19 protein-coding genes are annotated in these 17016 nt (G+C 32.2%); 6 read left to right on the forward strand and 13 right to left on the reverse strand.

Annotated features, from left to right (window positions below; translation table 11 throughout):
* Positions 1-17: 17 nt before the first annotated feature.
* On the reverse strand, positions 18-1223 hold the full coding sequence (locus RG22_RS15115; RefSeq protein ID WP_034044770.1) for a multidrug effflux MFS transporter: 1206 nt from the start codon (positions 1221-1223) through the stop codon (positions 18-20).
* A 90-nt stretch (positions 1224-1313) separates the two neighbouring features.
* On the opposite strand from RG22_RS15115, the gene RG22_RS15120 reads away from it, so the two are divergent.
* The 3 genes from RG22_RS15120 to RG22_RS15130 all read left to right on the forward strand — a co-directional run bounded on the left by RG22_RS15120 (position 1314) and on the right by RG22_RS15130 (position 3163).
* A complete protein-coding gene (locus RG22_RS15120; RefSeq protein ID WP_034044772.1) occupies positions 1314-1760 on the forward strand; it encodes a DinB family protein in 447 nt (148 codons plus the stop codon).
* Between the two features lie 71 nt (positions 1761-1831).
* Positions 1832-2440 (forward strand): DEAD/DEAH box helicase, encoded by a 609-nt coding sequence (locus tag RG22_RS15125; protein WP_034044774.1) that lies wholly within the window; start codon positions 1832-1834, stop codon positions 2438-2440.
* Positions 2441-2527: 87 nt separating this feature from the next.
* A complete protein-coding gene (locus tag RG22_RS15130) occupies positions 2528-3163 on the forward strand; it encodes a MarC family NAAT transporter (RefSeq protein ID WP_034044776.1) in 636 nt (211 codons plus the stop codon).
* 1 nt (position 3164) lies between these two features.
* Here RG22_RS15130 and RG22_RS15135 read toward each other — a convergent pair whose 3' ends face one another.
* The 10 genes from RG22_RS15135 to RG22_RS15180 form a co-directional block, all read right to left on the reverse strand.
* Positions 3165-4715, reverse strand: coding sequence for an acyl-CoA carboxylase subunit beta (locus RG22_RS15135; protein ID WP_034044779.1), 1551 nt, complete (start codon positions 4713-4715; stop codon positions 3165-3167).
* Between the two features lie 71 nt (positions 4716-4786).
* Positions 4787-6226, reverse strand: a complete 1440-nt coding sequence (accC, locus tag RG22_RS15140) for an acetyl-CoA carboxylase biotin carboxylase subunit (RefSeq protein ID WP_034044781.1) — start codon at positions 6224-6226, stop codon at positions 4787-4789.
* A 100-nt stretch (positions 6227-6326) separates the two neighbouring features.
* Positions 6327-6812, reverse strand: coding sequence for an acyl-CoA carboxylase biotin carboxyl carrier protein subunit (locus RG22_RS15145; protein ID WP_034044783.1), 486 nt, complete (start codon positions 6810-6812; stop codon positions 6327-6329).
* Between the two features lie 146 nt (positions 6813-6958).
* Positions 6959-7633: a PrsW family intramembrane metalloprotease gene (locus tag RG22_RS15150; RefSeq protein WP_034044785.1), complete on the reverse strand. Its 675-nt coding sequence runs from the start codon at positions 7631-7633 to the stop codon at positions 6959-6961.
* Between the two features lie 23 nt (positions 7634-7656).
* Positions 7657-8211: an NUDIX hydrolase gene (locus RG22_RS15155; RefSeq protein ID WP_034044788.1), complete on the reverse strand. Its 555-nt coding sequence runs from the start codon at positions 8209-8211 to the stop codon at positions 7657-7659.
* Positions 8212-8220: 9 nt separating this feature from the next.
* Positions 8221-9372: an aminotransferase class V-fold PLP-dependent enzyme gene (locus tag RG22_RS15160; RefSeq protein WP_034044791.1), complete on the reverse strand. Its 1152-nt coding sequence runs from the start codon at positions 9370-9372 to the stop codon at positions 8221-8223.
* Between the two features lie 73 nt (positions 9373-9445).
* Complete coding sequence (locus RG22_RS15165) at positions 9446-10534, reverse strand: M42 family metallopeptidase (RefSeq protein WP_034044793.1); 1089 nt, start codon at positions 10532-10534, stop codon at positions 9446-9448.
* A gap of 495 nt (positions 10535-11029) precedes the next feature.
* Positions 11030-11578 carry a porin family protein gene (locus RG22_RS15170; protein ID WP_081997746.1) on the reverse strand — a complete coding sequence of 183 codons (549 nt, stop codon included), beginning with the start codon at positions 11576-11578 and terminating at the stop codon, positions 11030-11032.
* A 44-nt stretch (positions 11579-11622) separates the two neighbouring features.
* Entirely contained in the window at positions 11623-12627 is a 1005-nt protein-coding gene (locus RG22_RS15175; protein ID WP_052143771.1) for an NAD(P)-dependent alcohol dehydrogenase, read from the reverse strand.
* A 62-nt stretch (positions 12628-12689) separates the two neighbouring features.
* On the reverse strand, positions 12690-13535 hold the full coding sequence (locus RG22_RS15180) for a helix-turn-helix domain-containing protein (RefSeq protein WP_081997747.1): 846 nt from the start codon (positions 13533-13535) through the stop codon (positions 12690-12692).
* A 272-nt stretch (positions 13536-13807) separates the two neighbouring features.
* Between RG22_RS15180 and RG22_RS15185 the strand changes: the two genes are divergently transcribed.
* Genes RG22_RS15185 through RG22_RS15195 form a run of 3 tightly spaced genes read left to right on the forward strand, consistent with a single transcriptional unit; the run spans position 13808 to position 15659 of the window.
* Entirely contained in the window at positions 13808-14512 is a 705-nt protein-coding gene (locus RG22_RS15185; RefSeq protein WP_034044799.1) for a DUF4294 domain-containing protein, read from the forward strand.
* Positions 14513-14515: 3 nt separating this feature from the next.
* A complete protein-coding gene (trhA, locus tag RG22_RS15190; RefSeq protein ID WP_034044802.1) occupies positions 14516-15142 on the forward strand; it encodes a PAQR family membrane homeostasis protein TrhA in 627 nt (208 codons plus the stop codon).
* A 4-nt stretch (positions 15143-15146) separates the two neighbouring features.
* On the forward strand, positions 15147-15659 hold the full coding sequence (locus tag RG22_RS15195; RefSeq protein ID WP_081997748.1) for a GNAT family N-acetyltransferase: 513 nt from the start codon (positions 15147-15149) through the stop codon (positions 15657-15659).
* A 102-nt stretch (positions 15660-15761) separates the two neighbouring features.
* On the opposite strand, the gene RG22_RS15200 is transcribed toward RG22_RS15195, so the two are convergent.
* Positions 15762-16190, reverse strand: a complete 429-nt coding sequence (locus RG22_RS15200) for a DUF4268 domain-containing protein (RefSeq protein WP_034044803.1) — start codon at positions 16188-16190, stop codon at positions 15762-15764.
* Positions 16191-16275: 85 nt separating this feature from the next.
* Positions 16276-16950, reverse strand: coding sequence for a ZIP family metal transporter (locus RG22_RS15205; protein WP_034044806.1), 675 nt, complete (start codon positions 16948-16950; stop codon positions 16276-16278).
* Positions 16951-17016 lie beyond the last annotated feature (66 nt).

Below are 17016 nucleotides of genomic sequence, written 5' to 3' on the forward strand. Positions count from 1 at the left end.
ATTGAGAACAGTTTTGATTATGTGTTTACAAGCCTTACCTTCTTTTTTACAATTATAAAAACAATTACAGACAGTATTCCAAAAATCGAAAACCCAATAAACAATGGTAGTACCGAAGTAGTAACAAAATTACCAATGTAGTTTGCAATAGGTACAGCCATTACCGTAGAAATAAATCCGTTTATTGCGGCTCCAATACCAGCAATATGCCCCAAAGGTTGCATGGCTAAGGCACGTAAATTTCCGAATAAAAAACCGACAGCAAAAAACTGTAGTGCAAAAAATCCTAATAAAATGGCAATACTTGGATTTTCACCAGATGAAAATATAACAACATATAAAACCGAAATAACAGCGTAAGCTATACATGAAACGTAAGCAATTTTCATCATGCCATATTTAACCACAAATCTGCTATTTAAAAATGTTGCTAAACCAACAGAGATAGCTAAACTCGCAAAAATATAAGGAAACATATCTGCTAAATTATATTGCTCTTGAAATATTTGTTGAGAAGTACTTAAATACACCATGAAAGAGCCCGTTATAAAGCCAGATATGAATGTAAATGCTACAGCATCTTTGTGTTTGAAAAACTCTTTTGTACCATCAATAAAAAGATGACTTGTAAATTTAATACGCTTGTCTTTTTCCAATGTTTCTGGTTGTCGTAACCAAAACCAAATCATAATTAAAACTCCAAATATTAAGTTGAAATAAAATACCGATTCCCAGTTGTAAAGATGAATTAAAAACTGACCTAAAGTTGGAGCAACTACCGGAACTAAAATAAAAAACATCACCACAATTGATAATATTTTTGCCATATAATTACCACTGTAAGAATCTCTAATCATAGATATACTTAAGCTTCTAGGAGACGATAACCCGACACCTTGTAGTATGCGTCCAAGTATCATCATTTCAAAACTTTTAGTAGTCACGCAAATAATACTTGCAATTATAAAAACAACAAAGCCAATGTACACAATAGGTTTTCTTCCAAAGCTATCAGATAATGGTCCAAAAATAAGCTGTCCAAAACCCAAACCCAAAAAAATCATGGTAATAAGCAGTTGGTTATTAGCAGGATTTATAACGCCTAAAGCACTTCCTATTTCTGGTAAAGCAGGTAATAAAGCATCAATAGATAAAGCCACGATAGACATTAATGAGGCCATTAAAGCTACAAATTCAAACTTGAAAGTGTTATTGTTTTGCATTAGGCAAAAATAGAGTAATTTTGTAGAGCAAAGTCAAATATCAATGTTATTAACCAATATCAATATTGTTAAATTTTATATTAATAAAGCATGTGTACAGAAACCTTAATAAAAATTTTTAATAGGGATTTAAATAAGTTAAAAATTGAAATTGAGTCTTATAAAGATGAAAAAAACTTATGGGTTTTAAAAGATGATATTAGCAATTCTGCTGGTAACTTATGCTTGCATGTTGTTGGAAATCTTAATCATTTTATTGGTGCAGAATTTGGAAACACAGGCTATATAAGACAAAGAGATTTAGAATTCTCACTAAAAAATGTGCCAAAAACAGATATAGTAAATCAAATAAATGAGGTTAGTTTAATTGTTGAAGAAACTTTAAAAACCTTAAATCCAAACGATTTGCAAAAAGAATATTCACGTCGTGTTTTTGAAGATAAAATGACTACAGAATTTTTCTTAATACATCTAGCTACGCATTTAGCATACCATTTAGGGCAAATAAATTACCATAGACGGTTATTAGATTTATAAGCTGTTTTTGTTTTTATTCAAATCAATTAGGTATTTAAAAACTTACCTTTGTAGCTTAAAGAAAATCTTTTATGTCTTTTAAAAAATTAATTGAACCATTAGCCGATACACTTAACTATAAAGGCTTTAAAGCACCTTTACCACTTCAAAAACAAATCTTATCTAAAATAAAAGGAGGCGCAAGTTTATTTGTAATAGCTCCAGATGGAAGCGGTAAAACTTCAAGTTTAATTATTAGTGTTATTCAGAAATTAAAAAAAGCTGTTGAAGATGCTCCAAGGGCTTTAATTTTTGTAAAAGATAAACAAGCTGCTTTAAATTTAGAATTAGAATTTAATGCCTTTAAACGCGGAACAGACTTAAGAGTGTATTGTGCTTACGATGAGCATGATATAGATATACAGCGTGATGAAATTTACGAAGGTACAGATATAGTAATAGCTACACCTAAGCGCTTAAATAAGTTGTTTTACCTTAACGGAATTAATTTGAATAAGTTGCAAATATGCATTGTTGAAGATGCCGATTTTTTATTTAGAAATAATAATCTTGCTGAAGTTACGCGTACTCCCGAAAGTATAGGTAAATGCCAATATCTTGTTTTTGCATATAAATTTGATAATCGTTTCGAGCGATGGCAAGAATCTTTTATGTATAATGCTCAAATTGTTAAGGCTTAGCTAAGACTTATTTACCTTTTAATGATTTTTGCTTAAAGTTTGCGTAACTGTTAAGTCACTTTTAAATAGTGACTTTGCAAAAAAAACATGAACTTATTTTTAGCCATTTTTGGAGCTCTATTTTCTATTATGAATCCACTCGGAACTGTGCCTGTTTTTGTGGGGTTAACAAAGTATAACACAAAAAAAGAACGTGCAATAACTGCTTTTTGGACAGCTATTGATGTTCTTGCCATTCTACTATTATCTTTTCATGCGGGAAAATATATTCTATCTTTTTTTGGAATAAGTTTAAATGCCTTAAAAATAGCAGGGGGTCTAATTATTGCTTCTTCAGGTTTTGCTTTACTAACAGGTAAATTTAGCGAGCATAAAGGAATGAAACGAGATAGGGTGCAGAAAGATATTCATAGCAGGGAATCTATTTCGTTAACACCATTAGCTATTCCAATGCTTGCTGGCCCAGGTACTATTTCATTATTAATAGCTTACAATCAAGAGTTTCAACTTATAAACGAAATTACTATTATAGTTGCTGCTATGGTATCAGTATCAGTAGTTATCTATTTTATTTTGAAAAGTTCACATTTTATTGTTCGAGTTTTAGGGGCATCTGGTATTAATGCACTTTCAAGAATTATTGGATTCATCATTATAGCTATAGGTATAGAATATATTATATCATCACTAGTAGATATCATCTCAAAATTAAATATAAATTAAGCTATAAAGGGATATTTCCATGTTTACGTTTCGGTGTTTCTACTTTTTTATCCTCTAACATACTAAAAGCTTTAATTAATTTCCGTCTGGTATCTTTTGGTAATATAACTTCATCAATAAAACCGCGTTGAGCAGCTCTATAGGGGTTAGCAAATTTTTCAGCATATTCGGCTTCTTTTTCTGCAAGTTTTTCAATGGGATTATCAGCATGAGCAATTTCTTTTTTAAAGATGATTTCACTGGCACCTTTAGCACCCATAACTGCTATTTCTGCTCCTGGCCATGCAAAATTTAAATCTGCGCCTATATGTTTAGAATTCATTACATCATATGCACCACCATAGGCTTTTCTGGTAATTACTGTTACTCGTGGCACGGTAGCTTCACTTAAAGCATATAACAATTTTGCTCCATGTACAATTATGCCATTCCACTCTTGGTCGGTTCCTGGTAAAAACCCTGGTACATCTACCAAAACAAGTAGTGGAATATTGAAACAGTCACAAAATCGCGTAAAACGTGCTGCTTTCTTTGAGCTTTTAACACCTAAAACACCGGCTAAAAATTGAGGTTGATTAGCTATTATTCCTATGCTTCGTCCAGCTAAACGTGCAAAACCAACAATAATGTTTTCAGCATAATCCTTATGAATTTCATAAAAAGAGTCATTATCAATAATACCAGAAATCACGGCATGCATATCGTAAGGCTTATTTGGATTGTCTGGGACGATATCTGATAATACATCTCTAATCTCATCATTAAATTTAAACTCTAGCTTAGCAGCTGTTTCCGTATTATTTTGAGGTAAATAACTTAACAGCGTTTTTAAATCTTCTAAACATTCAATATCGTTAGCTGAGGTTTTATGAGCTACTCCAGATTTCGATGCATGTGTGTAAGCACCGCCTAACTCTTCACTAGTTACCTCTTCATTAGTTACCGTTTTTACAACATTTGGTCCCGTAACAAACATGTAGCTGGTATTTTCAACCATAATTGTAAAATCTGTCATGGCTGGGGAATACACTGCACCTCCAGCACATGGTCCCATAATAGCAGAGATCTGTGGAATAACGCCTGAGGCTTGTACATTTCTATAAAAAATATCGGCATAACCACCTAAAGAACGCACACCTTCTTGAATACGCGCACCACCAGAATCGTTAAGTCCAATAATAGGCGCGCCAACTTTAACGGCTAAATCCATGATTTTACAAATCTTTTCTGCGTGTGTTTCAGATAAAGCGCCACCAAACACCGTGAAATCTTGGGCATAAACATATACTAATCGCTCATTAACAGTTCCGTAACCTGTAATTACACCATCACCATAATAGATTTCGTTTTCCATCCCAAAATCGGTAGTTCTATGCGTTACTAAAGCTCCGATTTCTTCAAAAGAGCCTTCGTCCATTAAGTAATTCACACGTTCTCTAGCGGTTAGTTTCTTCTTAGCGTGTTGTTTGTCAATACGTTTTTGTCCGCCACCTAAGTGTGCTAACGCGATACGTTCGTTTAACTTATCTATTTTGTTTTGTTTTGAATCCATATTTTATCTTTTGTTGTTGAGTCGTTTGTTGTTGAGCGCGTAGCTCTGAAAACTGCGACTGAAAACTGTGACTAATTTGGCAATCGTAATTGTTTTTGGTCTTTCAAATATTGCTTTAAAGCTATTAGTGCAGCAATTTTTGCTTCATTTTCTGTTTCTTTATGTAAAGCTTCTGGGGAGTAATAATCTTTTACAAAATGCGTATCAAAATTTCCAGAACGAAATGCTTCGTGTTCACAAACATATTTACCAAAAGGTAAGGTGGTTTCTACACCTTCAACATGATAATTCTCAATGGCTTTTATCATGAGTTGAATGGCTTCATCCCTAGTGTTTCCATAGGTAATTAATTTTGAAAGCATCGGGTCGTAATAAATAGGAATATCCATGCCTTCTTCAAAACCATTATCTACTCGAATATTGTCGCCAATTGGGAGTTTGTATACATCTAAATGTCCAACACTTGGTAAGAAATTATTTAAAGGGTCTTCGGCATATACTCGTAATTCTAAAGCATGTCCGCTAATTTTTAAATCGTCTTGTTTTATTTGAAGTGCTTCCCCGCGAGCAACACGAATTTGAAGTTCAACCAAATCAACACCAGAAATTAATTCGGTTACAGGATGTTCTACTTGCAATCTGGTATTCATTTCTAAAAAATAGAAATTGTGGTCTGCATCTAATAAAAATTCAACAGTTCCAGCACCTAAATAATCACAAGATTTTGCTACTTTAATAGCAGCTTCTCCCATTTCATTTCTCAATTTTTGACTTAAAACTGATGATGGTGCTTCTTCAACCACTTTTTGATGGCGACGTTGAATACTGCATTCACGCTCAAAAAAATGTAAAATATTACCATGGCTATCAGCCATAATTTGTATTTCGATATGACGTGGCGAAGTCACATATTTTTCGATAAAAACAGAACCATCACCAAAAGCTGAAGTGGCTTCACTAATAGCACGATTCATTTGCGATTCTAAATCATTTTCTTTTTCAACCACACGCATCCCTTTTCCACCGCCGCCGGCAGATGCTTTTATTAATATTGGGAACCCTATGTCTTTTGCAATAATTTTAGCTTTTTTAATATCCGTAATGGCTTCGTCAATCCCAGGAACCATAGGAATGTTATAGCGTTTTACGGCTTCTTTGGCGGCTAATTTATCGCCCATCATTTGTATGGCTTTTGAACGTGGACCAATAAAAATAATATTGTTTATCTCGCATAATTCAGCAAATTCAGCATTTTCACTTAAAAAACCATACCCAGGGTGAATAGCGTCAACGTTGAGTTGTTTTGCAACTTTAATAATTTTATCGCCTCTTAAATAGGATTTGCTAGATTGAGGCTCGCCAATACAAACCGCTTCGTCTGCAAATTTTACATGTGGTGCATTTCTATCTGCAGTAGAAAAAACGGCAACTGTTTTTATGCCCATTTTTTGAGCCGTTTTCATAACTCGAATGGCTATTTCGCCTCTGTTTGCAATTAGTATTTTTTTCATTCCTCTCCCTAACCCTCTCCAAAGGAGAGGGGATTTTTATTATAATAATTTTAATGCGTAAATAAGTCTTTACTCTTTATTCTATTTTCTTTCATCTTGCTTATTGGAATTCGATTAATAACTGATTTTTTTCTACAGCGTCACCTTTGTTTACCGAAATAGATTTGATAACACCATCTCTAGGAGACGTAATTATGTTTTCCATTTTCATGGCTTCAAGAATAAGCAAGGTGTCATTTTCTTTTACTTCTTGATTTATTTCAACATGTATTTCTAAAATTAAACCAGGCATTGGTGCTTTAACAAAATTCACATGTTTTGTTGAACCTATGGTAAACCCCATGTCTTTTATTAAAATATCTAAATCATTAGAAATAATTATGTTATATGAATTATTGTTAACTTTTACTTGATATGATTTTGAGTTAAAATCTGTTTCAACAATTTCAGAGTTATAAGATTTATTATGCTGAAGAATATGAAATTTAGATTCAGAAACTGGCAAAACATCAAGACTTAAAATATCTTCTTCTTTAATTTCAAAATTAAAAGTATTATTTACATTGGTTTTGAAAATCTTATTCATGAGTATGGAAATTGGTTCATTGTAAATATAATTATAATGAGCTAGAAATCATTTTTTAAAAGTATGAGTTTAGCATATTTTGGCTATGTAAATATATATTATCATAATATATAAATATATGATTTACATCATGTTTGTAATACCAATTACGTTTTGAAATTTGAGTTTATTTGATGACGTTTTATTGCTTTTCTAGATAAAATAATACCAATGAAAAGCGATATAAATGCACTAACCCAAATACCTGGAACAAAATCTATAAATAAGAAGAAATCGTATGCACCATGAAAAATTATAGCCAATAATAAACCTGATAAGTTTAGTATTATTCTATTATTTGAAAATTTGGCTTTTCCCATACAATACCCCATTAAAATACCAAATGTAGCATGAGCAGGTACAGCAGTAAGCGCTCTAAGTAACGCTGTTTGGTAACCTCCTTCTAGTACATAAAAAATATTTTCTGTTGCTGCAAAACCCATAGATACCATAACGGCGTAAATAATGCCATCAAAAGGTTCATTAAATTTCTTATTAGTTTGTGAATAATAGCGAATTATAATGTATTTACTAAACTCTTCAGTAAAACCAACTACAAAAAAAGCTTTTACAAATTGTTCAAACACACTTGTATTATCTGTTAACGGTAATATATAGTCGAACAGATAGTAAATAATAGTAGTAATAAAAACACTTATAATAGCTCCTAATAAAAAATTATAAAAAAGGAAGCGTTTTGGCTCTTTTTCATATTTATCTTTAAAATAGATGTATAGAATGATAATAAAAATGGGAGCAACAGCTAAGAGTAATAAATTCATTTATGAAAGATAATTAAAAGAATTTAGGTAATAGTTTTAATTATATGATGAAAAACAGTTTCGTAGTATGATTTATTTGATGGGACTAAGTGATTGTTATTAGCGTCAATGTTATCAATAAGTTCGTCAAAATCATAAGCTGAAACTAATTTTAAAGCTTCAACTTCTTCTATTTGAGGTGTTAATTCGGAAAGTGAAACTTTTAATTCTGAGATGAATGTGTGATGAAATTCGTTATCAATAATACCACTTTCATAAGTTTGAAAGCACTCAAAAACACCAATTCTATTTAGGTCCTTTTCAGAGACGGACAACCCGATTTCTTCTTTAGTTTCTCTAATAGCAGCTTGTTCTATGGACTCACCAGCATCAATATGCCCAGCTACAGAAACATCCCAAAGTAACGGACAAATTAGCTTTTTTGCTGAACGTTGCGACAGCAAAATTTCACCATTTTTTGTGTAAAACCAAATATGTGCTGTATTATGGTAATAGCCTTTTTGATGGATGATTGATTTTAGTGCAGATTTTCCTGTTGGTTTGCCTTGCTTAGTAACTATATCAATAAATTCATCCATATTAAGCTTTTATAAATGCGAAGCTATACATGCAATTAGTGGTTTGAAATCTTCTGATGTATTGAATAAATGACAAGAAATTCTAATATAATTCCCTCTAAAAGAAACAAAAATATTTTTGTTAAAAAAGTCCTTTTTTAAGGCTTCAATATCTAATTGACTTGGTAATTTAATGCCAAATAAATGATGAGACCTGTAGTTGTCATCTTCAATTTGACAACCTAAAGCTTTTAATGCTTTTACAGCTTCCGCAGAAATATTTTTACAATAATTTTGTATGGATTTTGGCGTCCATTCTAAAACTTGTTTTAAGGCTTCAATTTGCATTTTTACATAAATAAAATTTCCGCTTTCGCCAACCGAATAGCGATTCGCTAAAGGTTTGTATTCTGGTTGATAATTGGTAAGTTCAGTAAAATTTTCACTATGTAATCTGTTAGACCAATTTTCTTCAATAGGGTTTCCGTTATCAAAGTATTCTCCAAAATAGCCATAAGCACAACCATAAGGACCAAAAAGCCATTTGTAACCAGCACAGATAAGCGCATCTGGTTGGATGTCTTTTACAGAAAAGGGTAGGGCACCAACCGATTGCGATCCATCAATAATTAAAAGTGCATGGTGTTGCTTTGCTTTTTTACTAATCGCTTTTAAATCAAATAAACTTCCATTAGACCAATGGATATTTCCCATAGCAATTACAGCAGTATTTTCTGTTATAGCTTCGAGTATATTTTGATTCCAATTTTTTACTCGATCCATTTCATAATTAGGAGCACTTATAGTATTAATTTTAGCATTGTATTTTTTGGCTAACTTTTGCCATGAATAGACATTGCTAGGAAATTGCTCATCAATAATTAAAATTTCATCATTTTCTTTTAAAACAATATTATTTGTAACAGTTGCTATTCCATAAGATACCGAAGGCATCGTTGCAATGCGATTAAAATCATCTGCATCAATTAATTGTGCAAATAATTTTTTAAGCTCAATAACGGGTTCAAAATAATCTGAAATCTTAATTTTATAAGGGTGATTTTTTTGTTTTAAACCTTCTAATCCAGCCTCATAAATAGATTTAAAAGCAGGCGATTGACTCGCAATATTCAAATAAGTTACAGCCTCTGGAATATCAAATAAATGTTTCTGATTTTGCATCAAATAGAGTTTATGTCATATTGAGTGCAGTCGAAACGTTTTTGTAGTTCTCGACTGCTCTCGAACAGACAAATTATTCAAAATAACTAAAAGTCTCGCCGTCTTTTATGTTAAGAAGCGTTTCATAAATTAATTTAATTACGTTTTCAACATCATCTCTATGTACCATTTCTACAGTGGTATGCATGTAGCGTAGTGGTAAAGAAATTAAAGCAGAAGCTACGCCACCATTACTGTAAGCAAAGGCATCAGTATCGGTTCCTGTCGCTCTTGATAATGCAGAACGCTGGAAAGGTATCTTTTTAGCTTCGGCAGTTTCTGTAATTAAATCGCGTAACTTTTGTTGTACAGCAGGCGCATAAGCTACAACAGGTCCTTTACCCAATTCTAAATGACCTTCTTTTTTCTTTTCAATCATTGGTGTTGTGGTATCGTGCGTTACATCGGTAACAATGGCAACGTTCGGTTTAATGGTGTGGGTAATCATTTCTGCACCACGTAAGCCAATTTCTTCTTGAACAGAATTGGTTATATATAAGCCAAAAGGTAAAGTTTTTTTATTTTCCTTAAGTAATCGTGCTACTTCGGCAATCATAAAACCCCCCATGCGATTATCTAAAGCGCGACAAACAAAATTGTCCTTGTTTAGAATATGAAACTCGTCTGGATACGTAATTACACAACCAACATGAATGCCTAGTTTCTCAATTTCTTCTTTTGTTTTACAACCACAATCAATAAAAATGTTATCTGGTTTTGGAGCTTCTTCTTTAGCTTTACTTCTTGTGTGTATTGCAGGCCAGCCAAAAACACCTTTTACAATGCCCTTTTTGGTGTGAATATTTACAATTTTACTCGGTGCTATTTGGTGATCGCTACCACCATTTCTAATCACATAAATTAATCCGTTATCAGAAATATAATTAACATACCACGAAATTTCATCGGCATGCCCTTCAATAACCACCTTGTATTTTGCTTTTGGGTTAATTACACCAACTGCTGTACCGTAAGTATCGGTAATAAATTCATCAACATAAGGTTTTAGGTAATCCATCCAAAGTTTTTGTCCGATCCATTCGTAACCTGTCGGAGCTGCATTGTTTAAATATTTTTCTAAAAAGTCTATCGATTTTTTGTTAAGAATGCTCTTTTTTGCCATGTTTAAAAGTTTTGCACTAAAATAATAATATAAAATGTAAATGATTGATTAAAACTAACTCTTATTATGAAAAGTTTTTGGGCGTTACCCCGAAAAGGAGTTGGGTTTTCCACTATATCTTTTTTCGTCATAGTGAGGAGTTAACGACGTGGCTATCTGTTAAATTTTAGTTATAAAGAAAGTTGTGTTTGTTCTTTTCAAAAAAAGTATGCCGTTGCAATGTCTAACGCACTTATTTGCTAGCTTATGTTTTAAACTAATTACGTTGTTTTGTTTTTGGAATGGTTCGTTTAACGGTTTGCATAAGAACAGTGTGGGATTTGGAAGTTAGTAACTTTCGAATCATGGACTGAGCTTAAACTTATTTATGTTTTGTTTCTTGTCGATTACAAAATAAGAAATAAGTTTGAGCGGATACGGTAAATAAGAAAAACCTTTGGAGTTAAACACAAAGCCCATATTGTTTTATGTGGTGTTGTATGCAGTTATTTTTGTTTAAAATTTATAACCAACACCAATACTTATTCTGTTATCCCGAAAGTTGTTAATAGATCTTTGTCCCTCAAATCCGTGTCTAAAGCGTACGTCAAAAAATATTTTTTTTATTGTTTTATATTCTATACCAATAATTCCATTCCCTTTCTTAATACCAAAAATATCATTTCTTAAAGAAGTTGATAAAACTTGTGTACCAGTATATATTTTAAACTTTTTGTTAAGGTGAAATTTTAACAATACCGGACCTGTTAAATAAAGCTCATTAATAGATTCTCTAAAACCATTATTAAAAAATCTTTCTCTTTTTTCAGACCTTAAGTTTAATTCTAACTGTAAACTCCAATTATCACTAAACTTAAAATCTGACCAAATACCTATATAAGGTAAATTAAGTTTGTAATTTAAACTACTATTGTTAGCTTGAAATTCATAACCAGTACGTAAACCTAATGTCACTTTTTTATCTTTTAATTGTTCAGCATCTGTTTGTGCTTGTAAAGAAAGCATACAAATGAGACATGTAAATAGTAAAATAGTTTTTCTCATAATTTGTTGATTAATTTAATTTTGATTCAAAAATGGGCAAAGACTTACTTATTTATATCAACCACTATTTTACCAACTACAGTACGCTGCTCGAGACTATGAAGAGCTTCTGGTACGTCTTTTAGTGAAATAACTTTTTGTATAGAGGGCTTTATCTTTTTATCAGCAATCATTTCAAGTACTTTTTTTATATTTGTTGTAACCTCAACCTTTTGAGTTAAAGCCATAAATTTCTGACTACCACGACCAAATCGGCCAAGAAATTTTACTTTGAGCATATTGTAAAAATCACCGCCGACTAATACATATTTACCATCTTTCTTTAAAACCTGTTTGTATCGACCTGGACATTCAAAAGATGCAGTATCAAATACCGCATCAAACTCTTTTCCAATTAAGGCTTTGATTGAATCCTTTTTTATATAGTCAATAATCTCATCTGCTCCCCAACTTTTTACTGCCTCAATTTTTTTGGTAGAACAGATAGCTGCTACATATGCGCCCTGAGCTTTTGCTATCTGAATGCCAAAAGATCCCACACCACCTGAAGCACCGTTCACCAGAACTTTATCACCTGGATTGATTGAACAAAGAATCATTCCCATCATTGCAGCTTGGCCAGATATAGGCACTGTACAGGCTTGTTCAAAAGATGCTTCCTCAGGCTTTTTTACCAAGTATTTTGTATTTACAGTGGCATATTCTGCATAGCCTCCTCCAAAGGATTTTCGAATATCGGCTACCACTGCATCATTTACTTGAAAACCCTTAACATTTTGCCCAATGCTTTGAATAGTTCCTGCTATATCCATTCCTAAGATTCTCTTGTTCTTGGAAGGTCTGAACAATCCAAAAACCAACCGAATAATAAAGTAATTAGCTCGCACAATATATCTATCAGCCGCATTAACTGAGGCACATTCAACTTTCACTAAAACTTCATTCTTATTGGGTATAGGGATTTTACAATCTTTTACAAGTTTCACTACTTCTTGAGGGTTGCCATAGTCTCGAAAAATGATAGCACGCATCAATTTTGAATGTTTCATATTCTTTTTGATGCAAACATATTAGCTAATTATGATTCGGTCTTTGCCAGTGGGTTCAATTATCATTCATTGAGGTTCTTTCTGAACTCAGTAGGAGAACAGCCATATTCATTTTTGAACATTCGAGAAAAACTGGATGAATTAATGAATCCACAATCATAGCATATCTCTTGTATAGAGTTCTGAGAAAAAGCTAAATTACTACATGCCTTTTCCAACTTTTTTTGAGTGATGTATTTAGCTGGTGTGCTGTCGTACATTTTGTTGAATTTTCTTTTAAAAGAAGCCATACTATTGTTTGTCGTAGCTGCCAAACGTTGAAGGTTCAATGGTTCATACAAATTAGCCTCAATTACTTTCCTAAATGAAAAAGTTTTATCAGAAAATAGGCGTCTTATAATTAAATTCAAGTGCGAAGACTCTTTAGTTTGCAGGAGGAGCAGAATAATTTCTTTTAACTTGATCGCCAAAATTTCCTCGCTTAGTGCTGTTTTATGTTCAAAAAACTTGGCAACACTCATAAAATAGGCTTTTACTAAGGCCGAAGCGTCTTCTTGAAAACTGTCTTTTTTTAAAGGATAATCCAATTCCTTCCAAAACTTTGGCTTTTCACCATCAAAAACTTTTTGCAGTACGTCTTGATTAAAATGAACAACAATAGTACTTATGTATCCAGTTTCAATTGTTGAGAAACTACGTCCAACTGTTTTACCGCATAACGAAAGAATAATTGTTCCTTTAGTAGCTGAAAATCCTGATCTTGTTACATCTTGATTATCACCTTCTAAAATATAAGCAAAACAAGATTCGGAAGGTAAACTTAATTCTTTCTCAGTGGGAGTAGATAATTCATACCAAGAGAATAGTGGTTTTTCATACAACGTGATTTGATTAAGTTTTTGAGCCATAAAGTTTACGCCTTGTTCTCTGTGATTTTTTTATTTTCTTTCTGTATTATAATGATATAGATTGGCCTATTTCAGTAAAGTCTTGGATTCATCGTTTTAATGTGTGGTAATGTTTTTAAGTATATGAATTCGTTTTAATAATTTATATACTACGTTAAACGAAGTTATCATTTTTTTCTCACAAAATCAAGCGCTTATATAATTTCAAATCTAAGTATTCAGTTTTCAGAAATTCAGTATTTTTGGCATAATAAATGCCCCATTTTTTATAGATGAATTATTTAAAATACATATTCACACTTTTTCCGATTTTGGCTATGGCTCAAATAAGTGATACTGAGCAAGATTCTACTGCTGTGGAGTATATTATTATTGAGGGCGATTCCATACCTCGGACAGCTATAGATTTGGATGAAGTGATGCTTTTGCACAAACTTAAATTTGACAGTAAAAAAGACCGCATTCGATATTTAATTTTACGACGAAAAACCATAAAAGTGTACCCGTATGCAAAAATGGCTGCCGAACGTTTAGATTCTATGAATAAACGTTTGGCAAGTATAGAAAAGAAACGGCATAAAAAAAAGTATGCAAAACGCGTTCAGAAATATATTGAAGGTGAGTTTTCAGACGAATTAAAAAAGCTAACACGCACCGAAGGACAAATATTAGTCAAATTAATCCACCGACAAACCGGTGAAACTGCTTTTAATTTGGTTAAAGAATTACGCAACGGATGGCGGGCATTTTGGTATAATACCACCGCAAGTATGTTCGATATTTCTTTAAAGCGGGAGTTCGATCCGCTTAACGAAAAAGAGGATTATTTAATTGAAGATATTTTACAACGCAACTTTCAAAGTGGTCGTTTAGAAAGGCAAAAATCAAAAATTGAATTCGATTTTTACGATTTAACCAATAAATGGCTAAAACCAACCAAGGCTCAAATTCCTCCACCAGCACAAAACAAGCAATAGTTTATGCGCATCCAAACGCCTTTTGAGGAAAAATTAAACACCATTACGCATGCTATTGGTGCTTTATTTGGCATTGCAGCATTGGTGTTGCTTATTGCTTTTAATACCGAAAAAACGACCTGGAGTTTATTTAGTGTTATTGTTTACGGTATTTCTATTATTGTTTTATTTATGGCGTCAACATTTTATCATGCCGTAAAAGGGGAGAAGCGCAAGCATTATTTTAGAATTGTAGATCATATTAGTATTTATATTTTAATTGCAGGAACCTATACACCTGTTTGTTTAATTGCGTTAGCTGAAACTTTAGGATGGACACTATTTTGGATAGTTTGGGGCATTGCTGCTTTTGGTGTTATTATAAAACTGTTTTTCACAGGACGTTTTGAGGTGTTTTCAACATTACTGTATTTGGTAATGGGCTGGCTTATTGTGTTTGATTTTACAAACCTATCCAACACTATTGGTAGCGATGGTATTTTATTTCTCTTTGCTGGCGGATTATCGTATACGGTTGGTATTGTTTTTTATGCGATTCAAAAAATACCGTACAATCATGTTATTTGGCATTTGTTTGTTTTAGCCGGAGCCATTTGTCATTTTTTTATGATTTTCTTTTATGTAATTTAAAAAGATGCTTAATTTAGATTCTATGATAGAAATTACTCCAGCCAATAAAGCATCCGATTATATTTTAATTGAAGACTTAGCCGATACAATTTGGCGCGAACATTACATACCTATTGTTGGAAAACCACAGATTGATTATATGCTTGACAAATTTCAATCTGCCAAAGCCATCAGCGAACAAATTGAAGAAGAAGGATTTGAATACTTTATATTATTTTTTGATAAAATACCAGCTGGTTACATAGCGGTTAAAAAAGAAAAAGAGCACTTATTTTTAAGTAAAATATATGTACTAAGTTCTTATAGAGGTAAAAAAATTGGGAAAGCCGCCATGTTAAAAACTGAAGAAATGGCTAAAGCCTATCATTTAAAAACCATAAGACTTGGTGTAAATATTAACAATACAAATTCTATTAAAGCTTATGAGAAATTAGGTTTTAAGAAAGTAAAAACGTTTATAACCGATATTGGTAATGGCTTTGTTATGGATGATTTTATTATGGAGAAAAAGGTTTAAATCGAAACCGTCATTACGAGAGGCAAAGCGACATGGTAATTTTTTTAAAATGAAATAGAAATAAAAACTAAATAAATTGCTTCACTACGTTCGCAATGACGATTACCCATCAATAACATCTTTATATTCCTCAAAAAAAGCTTCAAATAAATTCATTTTTTCATTAAAGAATTCCATAACATCACGCCATGTGTTTTTATTATGAATAGAAACTTTTTCATTTAAAGGCACATAAATTCTTGAAATTTCTTTTTGATTTTCTAACAAGTACTCCTCTTCAAAAATAGCATCTGACAAATATTCATCTAATAAAATCGATTTTAAAGCTTGGAGTTTTTCCCAGTATTTAATGCGGTTTTCTAAATCATCTTCAAGATCTAAAGCCACCAAAGCGAATTTAGTATCAAAATGAAATTTAAAAGAGAATCCTTTCAATTTGGTATCATACAAAACCCATTTCCGTGGAAACGATTTCCCGAAACTTGTCCAGAACTCTTGTCGTAATAATCGCGATTCTTCTTTTGAAAACACTACTTCAGTTAAAAGTTAAATTCTTCACTTTGTTCAGAATGACATATTATAATATATTTTTTTTCCAATAGCTAATAGCCAATAGCTAAATTAAGTAAGCCACAACAATACCCAAAATAATGGCAATAAATTTCGATAAATTAAACTTATGCCCTTCGCCACTTTCAAACAAAATGGTAGTAGAAATATGAAAAAATATTCCAATTACAATCGCATTAATTATGTGTGCATAATCTGCAATGGCTTCCCAAGTATTCGAAATAAAAGTTCCCAACGGAGTCATAGCTGCAAAAACGACTAAAAAGCCAGTAATTTGTAATTTGCTAAAATTCGACTGAAATAAAAACATACTAATTAAAGCAGCAATAGGGATTTTATGCACTAAAACGCCATAAAGCATGTCGTTGTGCTCGTGTATAGGGAAACCTTCTAAAAAGCTGTGAATACACAAACTCACAAATAACAACCACGGAAAATTGGTTTCGTCTTTATGAATATGCACATGCCCATGTTCGGCACCTTTAGAGAAGAGTTCTAAAACAATTTGCAACACAATACCACACATAATATACAAACCAGTAAGTTTGGTATCTAAATGGTTGTAAACTTCTGGGAGCAATTCAAAAAGGGTTAGCGCTAATAAAAAAGCACCACTAAAAGAGAGTAGGAGCTTGGTATTCCATGTTTTTTTATACTTGCTAAGACTAGCAATAAGCACCCCTAAAACAACAGCTAATACAGGAAATAAAAATTTATTCATTCTAAAAAATAATAACCCACAACAGTGAGCATAATTAAATATCGATTATTAACAAAAAATCAGCAA

Source organism: Wocania ichthyoenteri Th78 (genome assembly GCF_000789235.1).
Taxonomy (GTDB): Bacteria; Bacteroidota; Bacteroidia; order Flavobacteriales; family Flavobacteriaceae; genus Wocania_A; species Wocania_A ichthyoenteri.

Bases quoted from the DNA above. Each gene is read 5' to 3' on its own strand.
- RG22_RS15115 (WP_034044770.1), bottom strand. From the start codon at position 1,223: ATGCAAAACAATAACACTTTCAAGTTTGAATTTGTAGCTTTAATGGCC.
- RG22_RS15120 (WP_034044772.1), top strand. From the start codon at position 1,314: ATGTGTACAGAAACCTTAATAAAAATTTTTAATAGGGATTTAAATAAG.
- RG22_RS15125 (WP_034044774.1), top strand. From the start codon at position 1,832: ATGTCTTTTAAAAAATTAATTGAACCATTAGCCGATACACTTAACTAT.
- RG22_RS15130 (WP_034044776.1), top strand. From the start codon at position 2,528: ATGAACTTATTTTTAGCCATTTTTGGAGCTCTATTTTCTATTATGAAT.
- RG22_RS15135 (WP_034044779.1), bottom strand. From the start codon at position 4,715: ATGGATTCAAAACAAAACAAAATAGATAAGTTAAACGAACGTATCGCG.
- accC (WP_034044781.1), bottom strand. From the start codon at position 6,226: ATGAAAAAAATACTAATTGCAAACAGAGGCGAAATAGCCATTCGAGTT.
- RG22_RS15145 (WP_034044783.1), bottom strand. From the start codon at position 6,812: ATGAATAAGATTTTCAAAACCAATGTAAATAATACTTTTAATTTTGAA.
- RG22_RS15150 (WP_034044785.1), bottom strand. From the start codon at position 7,633: ATGAATTTATTACTCTTAGCTGTTGCTCCCATTTTTATTATCATTCTA.
- RG22_RS15155 (WP_034044788.1), bottom strand. From the start codon at position 8,211: ATGGATGAATTTATTGATATAGTTACTAAGCAAGGCAAACCAACAGGA.
- RG22_RS15160 (WP_034044791.1), bottom strand. From the start codon at position 9,372: ATGCAAAATCAGAAACATTTATTTGATATTCCAGAGGCTGTAACTTAT.
- RG22_RS15165 (WP_034044793.1), bottom strand. From the start codon at position 10,534: ATGGCAAAAAAGAGCATTCTTAACAAAAAATCGATAGACTTTTTAGAA.
- RG22_RS15170 (WP_081997746.1), bottom strand. From the start codon at position 11,578: ATGAGAAAAACTATTTTACTATTTACATGTCTCATTTGTATGCTTTCT.
- RG22_RS15175 (WP_052143771.1), bottom strand. From the start codon at position 12,627: ATGAAACATTCAAAATTGATGCGTGCTATCATTTTTCGAGACTATGGC.
- RG22_RS15180 (WP_081997747.1), bottom strand. From the start codon at position 13,535: ATGGCTCAAAAACTTAATCAAATCACGTTGTATGAAAAACCACTATTC.
- RG22_RS15185 (WP_034044799.1), top strand. From the start codon at position 13,808: ATGAATTATTTAAAATACATATTCACACTTTTTCCGATTTTGGCTATG.
- trhA (WP_034044802.1), top strand. From the start codon at position 14,516: ATGCGCATCCAAACGCCTTTTGAGGAAAAATTAAACACCATTACGCAT.
- RG22_RS15195 (WP_081997748.1), top strand. From the start codon at position 15,147: ATGCTTAATTTAGATTCTATGATAGAAATTACTCCAGCCAATAAAGCA.
- RG22_RS15205 (WP_034044806.1), bottom strand. From the start codon at position 16,950: ATGAATAAATTTTTATTTCCTGTATTAGCTGTTGTTTTAGGGGTGCTT.